The organism is Acinetobacter sp. NyZ410 (assembly GCF_022828975.1).
GTDB lineage: Bacteria > Pseudomonadota > Gammaproteobacteria > Pseudomonadales > Moraxellaceae > Acinetobacter > Acinetobacter guillouiae.
On sequence record NZ_CP094620.1, the window covers coordinates 1,290,858 to 1,305,410 of the forward strand.

A 14,553-nucleotide genomic window follows, 5' to 3' on the forward strand; every position below is an offset into this window, starting at 1 on the left:
ACACGCAAAAAATTTGAAAAAACCGAAGCCATATAAAATAAGCCGCGAGAAAAAAATGCGTTATTCGGTCATGCATTTATTGGTACTGAGCAGCATGTTGGGTGTCAGTGCATTTAGCCAGGCTGAAACAGCATCAACTCAAAAGCATTATCAAGTGGCTTCAGGGGATTTGGGACAGGCGCTTTCTAATTTTGCTCTACAGTCTAATATTGCATTGTCTTTTGATCCGAAACTGACGCAGGGGTATAAAACCAACGGTTTAAGTGGCAGTTTTGATATTGCTCAGGGTTTTCAACAGTTATTAAAAGACACAGATCTACAGCTTGTTCAACAAAGTCCACGGGTGTGGCGAATTGAACGACGTCAGATGTCGAAAACCACAACAGTTGCAAACACGGCAACGGATTCAGCCGTGGCAACAAATTCTCACACTGACAATCCAGCAGCGAAACTTGAGACCATTGTCGTGACTGCCAATCAGTTGGGGGAAATTACTGAAAATAGTGGTTCTTATACGCCAGGTAAAATTGCCACCGCCACGCGTTTAGTGCTTACACCGAAAGAAACACCACAAACCATTAGTGTGATTACGCGACAGTTGATGGATGATTTTCAGTTAAATAATATTGATCAAGTCATGTCACATACCCCCGGGATTACCGTATCAGCTTACGACAGTGAACGGACCAGTTATTACTCACGCGGTTTTGCCATTAATAATTTCCAATATGATGGCATTCCTTCTACGACTCGAAATGTCGGTTATGCTGCGGGTAATACGCTCAGTGACTCTGCTATTTATGACCGTGTCGAAGTACTCAAAGGGGCAACGGGCTTACTTACAGGGGTGGGATCTTTAGGGGCAACCATCAACTTAGTACGTAAAAAACCAACCGCAGAGGCTCAAGCATCGCTGAGTTTAAGCGCAGGTTCTTGGAATAATTATCGTGCTATGGCAGATGTCAGTGGTTCACTTAATGATGAGCAAACTATTCGTGGACGTTTTGTGGCTGCGGGTCAAGACAAAGAATCTTTTATGGATCGTTATGAACGTAAAAGTGCTGTATTTTATGGCATTGTCGAAGCAGATTTAGGCGATAAAACTTTAGTTACACTGGGGGCTGATTACCAGAACAATGACCCTAAAGCATCGACATGGTCAGGCTCTTTTCCTTTATTTAATGGTGAAGGGGAACGTAATCCTGATCCAGATCGCTCCTTTAATAATGGTGCCAATTGGAGTGAATGGAAACAATATACCCGTACCATTTTTGCCAATGTACATCATAAATTTAATGACGATTGGGCACTGACTCTGCAATATGACCATAAAATTAATGGCTATGATGCAACACTAGGCACCATCCAAGGCTATTATCCTAAATTAGATGGTTCTGCTAATCTTTGGCCTTCTCAATATATCGGTCGTACTGTCAGTGATTCATTGGAGTTGTATAGCACAGGTAAGTTTGCGCTGCTTGGTCGGCAACATGATTTGGTCTTAGGCGCAAGTGGAGCTTATTCACGTTGGAAGGGGAAAGATTGGTATGGTGGCATGCAGGGTTATGATTCACATATTCCCGATTTTAGCCAATGGGATGGCAATATTGCACAGCCAAATTGGGGTGAACCAAATGCCTATACCCATGACCGTACTTCGCAATATGGTGCCTACGCCAGCACACGTTTAAATCTGGCAGATGATTTAAAGGTGCTCTTAGGCACCCGTATGATCAATTATAAAATGAAAGGCTTACAAGGTGTGGTTGAGGAAAAGAATCGCTTCATTCCCTATGTTGGGGTCGTCTATGACATTACTGATCGAGTCAGTGCTTATGCCAGTCTCAGTGATATCTTTATGCCTTATGATATCTGGTATAAGTCGTCAGCCAATAAAATTCTAGATCCAGACGAAGGTAAAAACTACGAAGGCGGCTTTAAGTTTCAATCCGATGATGCCAAGTTAAATGCCAGTATCGCTTATTTTGAAATCCATGAATCCAATCGTGCTATTGAGGACATTGTTTATAATGGTGCGCCAAGTAATCCCGCTGTTGATTTTGCATGGATTGGTGCGAAAGCCAAAACTAAGGGGGTAGAAATTGAAGCTTCTGGTGAGGTTTTCCCCAATGTCCAAGTGCAAAGTGGTTATACCTATAAGCAAATTAAGGACCATGATGGTGAGAAGATTTCAACATGGGAACCAGAACATCAATTTAATATCTCTACCCAGTATAAATTTGATCAGCAACTCGAAGGTTTAAGCGTGGGCGGGAATGTTCGTTGGCAGAACCACGGATGGCAAACGGTGTATAACAATGTCAAAAAACGTAGTGAAGTGATTGATCAGAAAGCCTTTGTATTGGTCGATCTAATGGCCAACTACCAGTTTAATGAACATTTAAGCACTGCGATTAATTTAAATAATATTTTTGATCAACACTACTTTACCAACATCGGCTTCTATAACTCTGGGGTCTATGGTGAGCCACGTAATTTTATGCTCAGTGTGAAATATAAGTATTAAGTCGTAAATGAAGGTGGGGAGGAAACTGCTCATCTGAAACCAATACTCAACTAGGCGACTACTCCTCCTTTTTTTGAAAAGGGGGGATGAGTATAATGTTGCCTAGTTTAAACAAAATGCTTACGAGTCTGGTTATTACGATGCTGCATTGAATGGCTTATCCAACACAATCATGCTGAATAAGCCCATTTAAAATCATTAATCAATATCAGGATGCTGCTTGGCGAGATGATCACGCTTTTCTTGCAACTCTTCAATTTTTTGATCAATTTTTTCGATTTTTTGCTCAATATTTCCATGATATTGTTCGAGAAGTTCTTCAGCTTCTTCAGTATCAACAGCCATCGGTTTTGCACCTTTGAGTGGTAAGTTGGCTGTTTCTTTAAGATAAATTGCAGTAATCACCCCAAAGCAACCACAAATCACCAAATAATAGGCAGGCACCATAATATTTTGAGTGGTTTCAACTAATGTCGCTGTGATGGTCGGGGTTAAACCTGCAATCACCACAGAAATATTAAACGCGATTGCAAGTGCACTATAACGAATTTCAGTTGGAAACAATGCAGGGAGGGTTGAAGCCATTATTCCAATCAACATATTCAGTGAAAGTGCCAACATCAACAGACCCAAGAAAATTAAGTAAACATTGTTTGTGGCAAGCAATATAAAGGCAGGGTATGACAAGACAATCAGCGCAATGCTGCCTGCAAAGACAAATGGGCGACGACCAATTTTGTCACTAAGCATGCCTACAAACGGCTGTACAAAGAGCATTCCGACCATTACGGCAATAATAATTAGAACGCCGTGATTTTCTGAATAGCCTAAGTTATGTGAAAAATAACTTGGTAAATAGGTGAGTAGCATGTAGTAGGTGACATTAGTACATAGTACGAGTCCAACACAGACCAGTAGACTGCGTTTATGTTCACGGAAAATTTGTTTAAAACCGACTTTTTGCGGTTTTTTCGATTGAGACTGTTCTTCGGCATGTGCCTGAAAGGTTGGTGTCTCATCTAAAGAGTGACGTAAATATAAGCCAATCAGTCCCAGCGGTAGCGCTAAATAAAAAGGAATACGCCAGCCCCAATCAACAAAGGCAGCTTCGCCCATGGAAAAGCTGATCATTGAAACGACGCCCGCTCCAACAACAAAACCTAAAATCGAACCAAAATCTAGCCAGCTTCCCATGAAACCGCGCTTTCGATCTGGAGAATATTCCGCTACAAATATTGCTGCTCCAGCATATTCACCTCCGACCGAAAAGCCTTGAGCAATTTTTACAATGAGTAGCAAAATAGGGGCCCAAATCCCTATACTTTCATAAGATGGAATCAAACCAATACCAAAGGTACTGACCGACATGATAATAATGGTGATTGCCAGAATTTTTTGACGACCGTATTTATCGCCTAAATGCCCGAAAAATAATCCACCTAAAGGTCGAAATATAAAGGGTATAGAAAAGGTGGCAAGGGCCGCAATCATTTGTATACTGGGTGATGAATTGGGGAAAAAGACTTTACCCAATACATAAGCGACATAGCCATACACACCAAAATCAAACCATTCGATGGCATTCCCTAAAGCTGCGGCTTTAATGGCTTTTTTAGTCTTATCATAATCAATAATTTCGACATCATCGATTTCAAGTGGTTTGATTTTTCTTTTATACATAAATGGCTTAATCCTAATGAATGACAGTGTTAAAAAATCTCTTTAAAACACAATCAAAATAAAATTCATCATGAGCAGAAATGATTAAAAAATATAACGCTAGGTTACATTTAAGATTTCAATGTCATAGAATTTTAATAAATATCAATTGATTATAATTTTAGTTTTTTTGTGAATTTTATGTGTTGGGTAATCATGAACAAAATGTATGAGATCTGATGCAATTATGTAATAAGTTTAACGTATATAAATCAATCAAAAGGCTTGAGAATAACAGTTGTGTGTTTCCTTTCGCTAAATTTGTTTTAACCATGCTTAAAAATAAATTGAATGATTAAAAATTTTGAGACTAAAGAAGAAGTGTTGGGATGGTGACTAAAGCAATGGATAGGCATTGATCCTCACAATTCAGCAAAACACATCAAAAAATTATTTCATATAAAACTTCTACTTATAAAGTCGAATTATAAAAAATCCGGATTTTTGACAATCTGCAACAGCTGAGGATTATCGATCGGAATTGAGAATATCACTCCATTGGTACTTTGAACAAAAGCAATATGATCTTTAATAATCGCCTTACAAAAAGGGTTACTATTCTCCAAAAACAAAAACCACTGTAACTCATTTTTTAAAAACAGACCGACCACACCATCCCCACCAAAACTACCCTCACCATATCTTATCTGATAGTCCGCATAACTAATCTGCCCCATATAATCAAAATCAATAAGATCCGCTTTCTTTACTTCATCATCAAAGAAATTTAATTTCCTTACGATATCCACAGTTGCGTTATCTTTGTTTCTATAATCGAGAACAAATATTTCTCCATTGTGCAGAAAAATTCCATTTATAAATGGACATTGAAAATTATTGAATATCTCTGTTCGTTTCATATATGCAAGTCCTTGACTCGTTGCTGAACCCCGTTTCTGTAAGTCCTGATTATATTTTTTGTAAAAATAAGTGACTGAATCTTAATAAAATTTACAATTTTAATGATTAGTTAGACAAAGTATCCCCTTGTTGAGAAGTACAATTTTAGCAAAGTAAGCTCTTTTTTTGATTTTGTTTCCTGATTTTGTTTTATGGAAAGCCATTATGTTTTCAAATTATATCCATCCATTTGTTTTGTTTTTCTCATTACTCAATCCGTTTTTAATGAGTATCTATATGATCGGGATGATTCGCCATACTGAAACCCATGTATTCAATAAAGGTTTGGCTCAAGGTGCCTTGATTGCTTATGTGGTTTTTATGCTTTTTGCATGGGGTGGTGAAGCAATTTTCAGCACTTACTTAAATGTTCGTTTTGAATCATTTCAGATTTTTGGTGGACTAATTTTCTTAGTGATTGGTTATCGCTTTGTATTTCAAGGCGCGGATACTATCGGAGAAATGAGAGGAACGCCTGCGCATTTGGCCAGTACCATGGCGATGCCATTTATGATTGGTCCTGGCACAATCAGTGCGGCTGTCGTAACAGGAGCGAGTATGTCTTTACTCGAATCCGCTGTGTTGATTGCTTTTACCTTATTTATTAGCTGTGGCATTTTAATGATCATGAAGTATGGGCATGACCATTTACGTTATAGCCATGCGAAATATATTGATCGCTATTTTGATATTGTTGGACGCTTATCTGCCTTGTTAATTGGCACAATTGCGATTGATATGATCGCAACTGGGGTTATTGGTTTGCTTGAAAAGTATTAATAATAATTTGTTTATATTTATGTTTTTTAGGTTAATTATCAAATAAATGCGATGACATGATTTACGCTGAGGTGAGGGATCTACATCAGGACATGTCAAAGTTTATTCAGTAATATCATCGAGAAACCATCTTTTTAGCCTCTCAGATTGAGAGGCTGTTCCTTTTATAGCTTTGTCTAACAAAACGAATTTGAAGTAGAAAATAATGGAGGAATGTAGAGATATATGTTGTTTTTATGTGAAATATAACGATAATGATTTTTATTTAGATTAAGAGTTTTATTTCGTGAATAAATGGATTTCTCAAAATCGAATCTTTGCTAAAAGTGCAATTTATCTTGCACTTTATAGTTGTTGGATAGGAACAGCTTATGCTGCGACAGAAGCAACAACGGAACAAACACATGCTTTACCCATGATCGTTGTCACAGCAGAAAACAATACAGAAAATAACTACACTAAAAAGAATGCCAGTACATCGACTAAACTCGATTTGAGTATAAAAGAAACCCCACAATCGGTTTCAGTGATTACCCGCAAACAAATTGAAGATATGGGTGCGACAAATTTGGGTGATGCACTTTTAAATACAACAGGAATTTTGCTAACAGGGGATAATACGGAGAGGACCAACTTTTCTATCCGAGGCTTTAATGTTGGAGATGGTTGGAATTCAAATATATTGCAATATGATGGTGTTGCTGTAAATGCAAGTAATGTCACCTCCTCTAAACCAGATATGGCAACCATTGAAAGTATTGAAGTATTACGAGGGGCAGCAGGGTTAATGCAAGGTTCTGGAGACCCGTCTGGTGCAATTAATCTTATTCGTAAAAAACCAACAGAAGTTTTTCAGGCGAGTGGTGCTGTCAGTTATGGTTCATGGAACACTGTACGCGGAGAAATGGATGTGTCTGGTCCGTTGAATCAATCTGGAAGCGTGCGTGGTCGTTTAGTGGTGGCAGGTCAAGATGGTGATTCATTTATGAAATCTGTTACTCGTGATTCTAATGTTTTGTATGGAATTGTGAGCAGTGATTTAACTGAAAATACGCTATTGAATATTGGATATTCACGTCAAGGTGAACATGCAGTTCCCGTCAATACAATTCCTAACTATTTCAATGGAACCAAAATAGGCATCGATAATTCTAATTGTGGTTGCGATTACAGAGATTTTTGGGATAAAACCAATACGCAAGCTTTCTTAGATATAAGCCATAAATTTAATAATGGATGGGAAGTAAAAGCCAGCTATATGAAGGCAAACTATGCCATGGATATGGCATTTACTTCATTGAGCGTGGCTCCAAAAACCACAAGTGCTGATGATGCTTTAGCAACTGTTTATAAGTACGGATATAACTATGAGCAAAAATTAGATATTTATGATTTTTTTGCAAAAGGGACATATCAATTATTCGGCCGTGAGCATGACTTGGTATTTGGTGCAAATCACAGTAAAAGTAATATTACAGGTGCTTGGACAAGTTGGGATCAAGTGCTTGAAGATTATAGTTTAGTTGGCGGAGGGGAAACACCGAAGCGTGACTATTTATACGTCAATATTAAAAATTACAGTCCTTATCAGCTACCTTATATCGCACCACGTTATCAAAATACCAGCGCTGATCAGGTACGCCAGACAGGATACTACCTCACCACGCGTTTAAATATTATTGATCCGCTGAAAGTTATTGCAGGTGTGCGCCAAAGCAATTATGAAAGTGTCAATGAATATAAGAAATCAAATATTTTAACACCATACTTTGGGCTTACTTATGCGATCAATGATGCATTGACTGCATATGCGAGTTATACCGATACTTTTGTTGTGCAAAATGTCAAAGATCGTAATGAGACATTACTTGATCCAGTGCAGGGGAATGTTTATGAAATTGGATTAAAAGCAGGGCTTTGGGATGATCGTTTAATTGCATCAGTTGCTGGGTTTAAAACCAATCAAATTAATCGCTCAATACGAGATGAAAGCACCAAAGGGCAATGCCCATTTAACGGTGGCGAGGCTTATTGTAATGTTGCATCGGGTGAGGTGATCAGTAAAGGGATTGAAACTGAGATTCGTGGTGAAATTATACCCAATCTTAATTTGAGTTTTGGCTACACATACAATACTACGGAATATGCGAACGATCCTACAAATCAAGGTTTGGTTTTTAATGAGGATACGCCTGAACATATTGCACGTTTATTTGCGACTTATAAGTTTGCAAATAATTTAATCCTAGGCGGCGGTGCAAATTATCAAAGTACTTGGGAGGTTGGTCGTTATAACGAACATCCTTATAGTCAGCCTGGATATACGATTGCTAACTTGGTGGCGAGCTATCCACTAAGTGATAAAGTGAATATTGCATTGAATATCAATAATATTTTTGACAAAGAATATTATTCACAAATTTATAGCGATGGAACTATTCGTTTTGGTAATCCTCGAAATGCGACGCTCACCTTACGTGCAAAATTTTAAATCAATCGAAGGATGGCTGATATTTTCAGCCATTCGCTCAAATAATAATCTAATTTACTCTCTAAAAAGCACTTAAACCCTTCGACTATTTTACTTAATTAAATTTTTTATAAATTTATAGACGACTGGTCTATTATTGATTTATAGTGTGTACATGAAACGATCAGATAAAAGTGAAGCGACTCGCCAACATATCTTAAATACCAGTTTTAAGCTGGTATTACATAAAGGTTTTGTTGGAGTCGGCTTACAGGAAATTTTAACGACTTGTGGTGTACCCAAAGGTTCGTTCTATTATTACTTTGCTTCCAAAGAAGCATTTGGTTGTGCACTTTTGCAGCAATATCTTGCTGATTATAAAGTGAAAATCGATCAATTGATTCTACAAGAAGAACGGAGTGCTTATGCGCGCTTAGTTGCGCTTTGGCAAGCATGGATTGATGATCCATGCCATAACGATGGTGGCTGGGCCGAGAATTGTCTGATTGTAAAACTTGCCGCAGAGGTCTCTGACTTATCGGAAGGTATGCGTCAGATTTTAAATTTTGGTGTAAGCAAGCTGACAGAGCGCATTGCAAATTTACTCAGTGACGGGCAACAGGATGGCTCAATTCCACAACATATTGAGCCTGAGAAAATGGCACAAACTATGTATCAACTCTGGTTAGGCGCAGCTTTATTGGCGAAACTAGCACAGAACAAACAGCCACTTTATCTGGCTTTAGAAACCACACAGCAATTACTAAAACCTATATAGGAACAACAAATGAAAAGTATTATTCATCAAGTTTTTGGCGAACCTGTCGACGTATTAGCAGCAGCAGAAATGCCAAAGCCTGAGCCTAAAGCAGGCGAAGTTCGTATTAAAATGATTTTATCTCCGATGCATAACCATGACATTTGGACGGTAAGAGGCAATTATGGTTATAAACCAACACTTCCTGCGATTGGGGGGAGTGAAGCCGTTGGTGTGATTGATGCTGTTGGTGAAGGTGTCGATGCGGTATCTGTCGGGCAACGTGTTGCAGTTGCGGCAGTTCACGGCAGTTGGGCGGAATACTTTATTGCACCTGCGCATGGTGTTGTGCCTTTAATTGATGCAATAGATGATGAAACTGCTGCACAATTGATTGGTATGCCGATTAGTGCCTTGATGCTGTTAGATTTTATTGATTTAAAACAAGATCAGTGGCTTATCCAAAACACAGCCAATGGCGCTGTGGGTAAAACTGTTGCGATGATTGCAAACGCCCGTGGTCAAAAAGTCATTCATTTGGTTCGCCGTAGTGATGCGATTGCAGAAATGAATGGTTTAGGTATTCAAAATGTAGTGGCGACTGATCAAGCGGATTGGAAAGATCAAGTAAAAGCGATACATGCAGATCAACCTTTAATCGCTGGGGTAGATTCGATTGGTGGTAAAGCCAGTGGTGAAATGTTAGCTTTACTCAGTGAAAATAGTGTATTGGTTTCATTTGGTAGTATGACGGGTGAACTGATGCAAATTTCATCAGGTGATCTTATTTTTAAACAAGCGACAGTCAAAGGCTTCTGGGCAAGTGTGGTCAATAAGCAATTGTCTGCGGAACGCAAAAAAGAGTTAATTGTAGAATTGGTGACTTTAGCTGCACAGAAAAAATTAATATTGCCTGTTGAAGGGGTATTTAGTTTTGATCAAATTCAACAAGCTGCTGCCAAAGCAACCCAAGGTGCACGCCAAGGCAAAGTGTTATTAAAACCATAAATGTATTTGACATAGATCAGTTGTAAGACTGATCTATCAGCGTTTTTAAAATAAGGAAAAATACGATGATTGGACAAATTTTAATTGCCTTAATTGCACTGCTACATGTGTATATTTTAATTTTAGAGATGTTCTTATGGGACAAACCATACGGTTTAAAAGCATTTGGAAATACGCCTGAAAAAGCACAGCTCACCAAAGTCATGGCACAAAACCAAGGCTTATATAATGGCTTTTTAGCAGCGGGCTTATTTTGGGCTTTATCTGCACCTGCAATCTATGCCTTGCCACTGGCGAATTTCTTTCTGGGCTGTGTATTGGTTGCTGGGATTTATGGTGGCCTAACTGCAAGTAAGAAAATTATTTATATACAAGCGATTCCAGCAGCGTTGGCGTTACTTGTCGTGAATTTGAATTACTAAAGTAAGGGGCGAATCTCGCCCATTCTTTAAATTTGTTCAAAAATCAATTTCATAAAATTATCAGAGAGATCAATAAGCTCTCTCGCTTCATCTGAATCGTTCAGAAGATGATCTTGATCGATATCTCTGCTGTTGGTGAATTTCAATTGATGGTAATCAATGTACTATCGTCAAGCTGTTAAAAAACTCAGACACAAGAATATCATTTTGCTTAATTAATATTTTTAATCAAATCAATTATATAGGAAAATAAATTATTTGATAATAAAAATGCTTGCAATACCATACCTTACATTCAAAGTTTAAGTACCTTTGCATAGGCGATGCTTTATTCTTGCTCATGTTGGGCGAAGGGTACGTCCTAATGAGAACGTTTGGAAATCAAATTGATGGATAATTTACACTCGGCTTACAAATGACGGATTAACAATCTTCGTAAAATGATTTGATCTTTTATAGCTCTGAGATTTCGTTTAAAAATATTCCAGACTCATCATTGGGTTTAAAAAGAATATGCGCTTAACTGATCCATTAAGTTTTTTAATTTCTTTAAATCAGATTATTTTGCTTCTCAAATGGATATTATTCAAATGAAAACCAAGAATCATCAGCATAAAAATTTTGAAAATAAATTTCGATTTCATCTTTTTTAAAAATAAAATCTTCCGTCCAACTTGTTATCTCAACTTCAGATTTATGATCTGGTTGTATTAATTTATCAATAATTTTAGTGAATTATTAAAATGTTTTTATGTGATTTTTAAATATAAAAACAGTACGATTGTTCCATTCTTCAATCTCATATTTCATTGTTAAATATTTAATAAGGAGGCTTAAAACCTGATTTTATCAAATTTTTTATTAAAATAAAACTCTAGCTGATATTGATATTTAATTTTTAAAGATAAAGTTAAGGCTTGCTTTGTGTTTTTTATTTATTCTATGTGAGTATTTGGTGTATTAAATAATAGGATTAATCTGGTGAATATTTATTTGATTTTTTACGATGTTTTTTTTGAATAATTTTATCTTGATTTTTTGTTATTAAGTATACTTAAAGATAATCATCACATAATAATTATTATATTTTTTATTATTAATATTAATTTTTTTCTTTTAATGGTGATTTATTTTTTTTGGGCTATTGGTGGTTTATTTTATATGATTAGGTTCTCAAAAAATATAAATTTAATCTATTACTTTGTATTTTTATTTTGGTTTATCTGGAATATAGATAAATAAAGGTTTCTTTTATTTAATTTACAATTGGTCTTATTTTTTTTCATAGAATAACATATTTTTATTTTGATGAAATAGGATAGATATTGACTCAAAATACCGACGATTAATGGATTGTAGGTAGTAAATAATTTCATAATAATTATACACTTGCTTTATGTTTGTTGTGTATTTAATTCAGTGAAATTAAATACTTAACTTTGAAATATTGTAAGTTTGGTGATAAATAATACCCACGAATTTGAAATGGAAAATTTTTCATCAACCTATTGAGCGATAAACAACGCTACTCATAAATAGTGGGTGTGTATGATAAAGATCTATGAAATGATTTTTCATAAAGGAATGGGTGAAAACTCTCATTTTTTTTATGCAGTAAATAATCAGGCATCTCGTCAGCATTTTATTCGAATGCTAAGAAAAGAGATTGATTGTGAGCTGGGTGATTTTAAACAGAGTTGTATGAAAGATAATCGACATGACCTCACATGGCTTTATGAGGAAGTGAGCAGGGAAAGTCATTTTTACTTAGATATTATGGAAAATGATTTTATTTATAATGCTGTTGCTGCATTAGGTTTACATATTTCGCTGAGAGTGGAAGAACAAAATGTATTGGAAGCACAAGAAGGAGATGATTTTTTATAGAATTATTTTTTAAGCTGAATAATTGAAATTTAAATTGATGATTTTTATCTTTTTGTCAATTAAAAGTTTTCGATCAGCATTTTATAATGCCATATCGTCGCCCATTCTCCCCCTAAAAATTGAATGGGTTTTTTTTGCTCAGTATGTTTGTAAATCTTGGTTTTGTAGCTAATTAGATAGAAGCATATATCTATAATAATCTTAATCATTTTAGTGTTTTTATATGTTTAAATATTTGGTGGAATTTAATTCATATTGATTTGAAAATTTATTTTAAAATATAAAAACTTATATTTAATCGAAGGTGTTTTTTAGTTTATTTATTGAACGCATATTTATCACATGTAATTATGTAGATGCTTTCACACTTCTTGTGTAAAAGTTAATAAATAATACATATCATGGGATATAATATGAATATTTTTACAAAACTAACCCTTACTATTTTATTGGGTACAGGGTATATCGCGACTACACAAGCAGCAGTGACGGGTCAGGTTGATGTAAAACTGAATGTTTCAACAGGATGTACTGTTGAAGGTTCTACAGTGAATGGCAATATCAACAAATTTGGTACATTAGATTTTGGTAAAACTTCTGGCACTTGGACCAATACCCTTACTGCACAAGTTGCTTCATCTGGTACGGGCAGCCATCTCAATGTGAAATGTGATGGTACAACAGATGTTAACTTTACTGTTGCAATCGACGGTGGTCAACGTGCTGATCGTAGTCTTAAACATGCAACTGCTGCAGATGTAGTCAGCTATAACGTTTATCGTGATGCTGCTCGTACCAATCTTTATGCAATCAATACGCCTCAGACTTTCACTGCAGCGTCAGGTGTATCTCAAGAAGTTCCAATCTTCGGTGCTGTTGCTGCAAATAGCGGCACTGCAAAAGCACAGGGCGATTATACAGACACTTTATTGGTGACTGTTAATTTCTAATTGGTATACGTAAAAGTGAACAGGTTTGTTGTTGAACAAACCTGTTTTAAGGAGGAACGTATGCATCTGTTGCTTAAAAAATGCGTGGGATTGTTGGTTTGTGGTCTTATTTCGTCATTTACCAGTGCTGCACAGTTAGCAGCCAAATTAAATTTGCAGATTGAATTAGAACCCTCATGTGAAATTAATAATCAGTCTGTTAGTAATGGAACAAATGGTCTGAATTTTGGTCAGCTGGATTTCGGAGAAACCACAGCTGCATTTAATCAAGTGATAGAGACCAGTTTAAGTCAGGGTTCTACATCAGGTTTGACTATTCAATGCCCTGGCAATGCCCCAATAAAAGTTACCTTTGGTGCGGGGCAAAATGACAGCAAAGTACCAGCAACTTTTGGTGCAAATTATTTTCGTGCAATCAGTAATGGCACAGATTTCCTTGCCTACAACATCTTATATGGAACTGCTCGCGAAGCACTCAAACCCAATCAATCGATTACCTTGACCAATAATGGTCAGCCGCAAACGCTTAATCTCATGGGTCAAACTGTTAATAATGGTCGGTCAGTCTCGCTTGGGCAATATACCGACACTATTCCAATTACCATCGAATTTTAAAGAACGAAATCATGAAAAAAATAGGTTTAAGTGTTCTGCTGATGTTGGCTGTGCAGTGGGTATATGCTGAAACAGAAGTAACTTTTACAGTCCAAGCAACCATTGCCAATGGATGTGGGTTAAGCAGTGTTGAACAACAACTTGATTTTGGTCGTCATCCTGTTGTGACGGAGGGAAAGTTGAGTGGATCAGTGATCAATACGACACAAAGTTGGAATATTCAATGTACTGCACGGCTACCGGTAAAGGTAATGTTGAATGGTGGTGATCACTTTTCAAATAACTTTCGACGGATGAAACATGAACAGCAGAATGAGTTTGTGTCTTATCAGCTTTATCAAGACAGTAATTCTCAGCGTGAATATACCAATGGAGACACTTATCCACTCACGGCAACAACTGCTTTGGACACCGTGCTGGGTTTTGCAGTCTACGGTGTTGCAGACTTGAATAATAACAATCAACCACGATCAGCAGGCCTTTATAAAGATACGGTCGCAAATACGATTACATGGTGA

Annotated in this window: 12 protein-coding genes; 10 read left to right on the forward strand and 2 right to left on the reverse strand. The window is 36.7% G+C overall.

The annotated features are described in order from the left end of the window. Positions 1 to 55 precede the first annotated feature (55 nt). Positions 56 to 2,527, forward strand: coding sequence for a TonB-dependent siderophore receptor (locus tag MTO68_RS06060; protein ID WP_279578603.1), 2,472 nt, complete (start codon positions 56 to 58; stop codon positions 2,525 to 2,527). Between the two features lie 198 nt (positions 2,528 to 2,725). Here MTO68_RS06060 and proP read toward each other — a convergent pair whose 3' ends face one another. Next, on the reverse strand, positions 2,726 to 4,207 hold the full coding sequence (gene proP / locus MTO68_RS06065; RefSeq protein ID WP_056516445.1) for a glycine betaine/L-proline transporter ProP: 1,482 nt from the start codon (positions 4,205 to 4,207) through the stop codon (positions 2,726 to 2,728). A 464-nt stretch (positions 4,208 to 4,671) separates the two neighbouring features. Then, entirely contained in the window at positions 4,672 to 5,106 is a 435-nt protein-coding gene (locus MTO68_RS06070) for a hypothetical protein (protein WP_244015363.1), read from the reverse strand. A 205-nt stretch (positions 5,107 to 5,311) separates the two neighbouring features. Here MTO68_RS06070 and MTO68_RS06075 point away from each other — a divergent pair, with 205 nt between their 5' ends. From MTO68_RS06075 to MTO68_RS06115, 9 genes are all read left to right on the forward strand, one after another. Beyond that, on the forward strand, positions 5,312 to 5,926 hold the full coding sequence (locus MTO68_RS06075; protein WP_034615920.1) for a MarC family protein: 615 nt from the start codon (positions 5,312 to 5,314) through the stop codon (positions 5,924 to 5,926). 286 nt (positions 5,927 to 6,212) lie between these two features. Further along, positions 6,213 to 8,417, forward strand: coding sequence for a TonB-dependent siderophore receptor (locus tag MTO68_RS06080; protein WP_244015364.1), 2,205 nt, complete (start codon positions 6,213 to 6,215; stop codon positions 8,415 to 8,417). 154 nt (positions 8,418 to 8,571) lie between these two features. Beyond that, positions 8,572 to 9,174, forward strand: a complete 603-nt coding sequence (locus MTO68_RS06085; protein ID WP_244015365.1) for a TetR/AcrR family transcriptional regulator — start codon at positions 8,572 to 8,574, stop codon at positions 9,172 to 9,174. 9 nt (positions 9,175 to 9,183) lie between these two features. Next, positions 9,184 to 10,161: a zinc-binding dehydrogenase gene (locus tag MTO68_RS06090; protein ID WP_244015366.1), complete on the forward strand. Its 978-nt coding sequence runs from the start codon at positions 9,184 to 9,186 to the stop codon at positions 10,159 to 10,161. A 65-nt stretch (positions 10,162 to 10,226) separates the two neighbouring features. Continuing rightward, on the forward strand, positions 10,227 to 10,583 hold the full coding sequence (locus MTO68_RS06095; protein ID WP_244015367.1) for a DUF1304 domain-containing protein: 357 nt from the start codon (positions 10,227 to 10,229) through the stop codon (positions 10,581 to 10,583). 1,566 nt (positions 10,584 to 12,149) lie between these two features. Beyond that, entirely contained in the window at positions 12,150 to 12,470 is a 321-nt protein-coding gene (locus tag MTO68_RS06100; RefSeq protein ID WP_227504260.1) for a hypothetical protein, read from the forward strand. A gap of 413 nt (positions 12,471 to 12,883) precedes the next feature. Beyond that, positions 12,884 to 13,420 (forward strand): spore coat protein U domain-containing protein, encoded by a 537-nt coding sequence (locus MTO68_RS06105; protein WP_004819808.1) that lies wholly within the window; start codon positions 12,884 to 12,886, stop codon positions 13,418 to 13,420. A gap of 60 nt (positions 13,421 to 13,480) precedes the next feature. After that, positions 13,481 to 14,035, forward strand: a complete 555-nt coding sequence (locus MTO68_RS06110) for a spore coat protein U domain-containing protein (protein WP_244015368.1) — start codon at positions 13,481 to 13,483, stop codon at positions 14,033 to 14,035. Positions 14,036 to 14,046: 11 nt separating this feature from the next. After that, positions 14,047 to 14,553, forward strand: a complete 507-nt coding sequence (locus MTO68_RS06115) for a spore coat U domain-containing protein (protein WP_244015369.1) — start codon at positions 14,047 to 14,049, stop codon at positions 14,551 to 14,553.

Bases quoted from the DNA above. Each gene is read 5' to 3' on its own strand.
- MTO68_RS06060 (WP_279578603.1), top strand. From the start codon at position 56: ATGCGTTATTCGGTCATGCATTTATTGGTACTGAGCAGCATGTTGGGT.
- proP (WP_056516445.1), bottom strand. From the start codon at position 4,207: ATGTATAAAAGAAAAATCAAACCACTTGAAATCGATGATGTCGAAATT.
- MTO68_RS06070 (WP_244015363.1), bottom strand. From the start codon at position 5,106: ATGAAACGAACAGAGATATTCAATAATTTTCAATGTCCATTTATAAAT.
- MTO68_RS06075 (WP_034615920.1), top strand. From the start codon at position 5,312: ATGTTTTCAAATTATATCCATCCATTTGTTTTGTTTTTCTCATTACTC.
- MTO68_RS06085 (WP_244015365.1), top strand. From the start codon at position 8,572: ATGAAACGATCAGATAAAAGTGAAGCGACTCGCCAACATATCTTAAAT.
- MTO68_RS06090 (WP_244015366.1), top strand. From the start codon at position 9,184: ATGAAAAGTATTATTCATCAAGTTTTTGGCGAACCTGTCGACGTATTA.
- MTO68_RS06095 (WP_244015367.1), top strand. From the start codon at position 10,227: ATGATTGGACAAATTTTAATTGCCTTAATTGCACTGCTACATGTGTAT.
- MTO68_RS06100 (WP_227504260.1), top strand. From the start codon at position 12,150: ATGATTTTTCATAAAGGAATGGGTGAAAACTCTCATTTTTTTTATGCA.
- MTO68_RS06105 (WP_004819808.1), top strand. From the start codon at position 12,884: ATGAATATTTTTACAAAACTAACCCTTACTATTTTATTGGGTACAGGG.
- MTO68_RS06110 (WP_244015368.1), top strand. From the start codon at position 13,481: ATGCATCTGTTGCTTAAAAAATGCGTGGGATTGTTGGTTTGTGGTCTT.
- MTO68_RS06115 (WP_244015369.1), top strand. From the start codon at position 14,047: ATGAAAAAAATAGGTTTAAGTGTTCTGCTGATGTTGGCTGTGCAGTGG.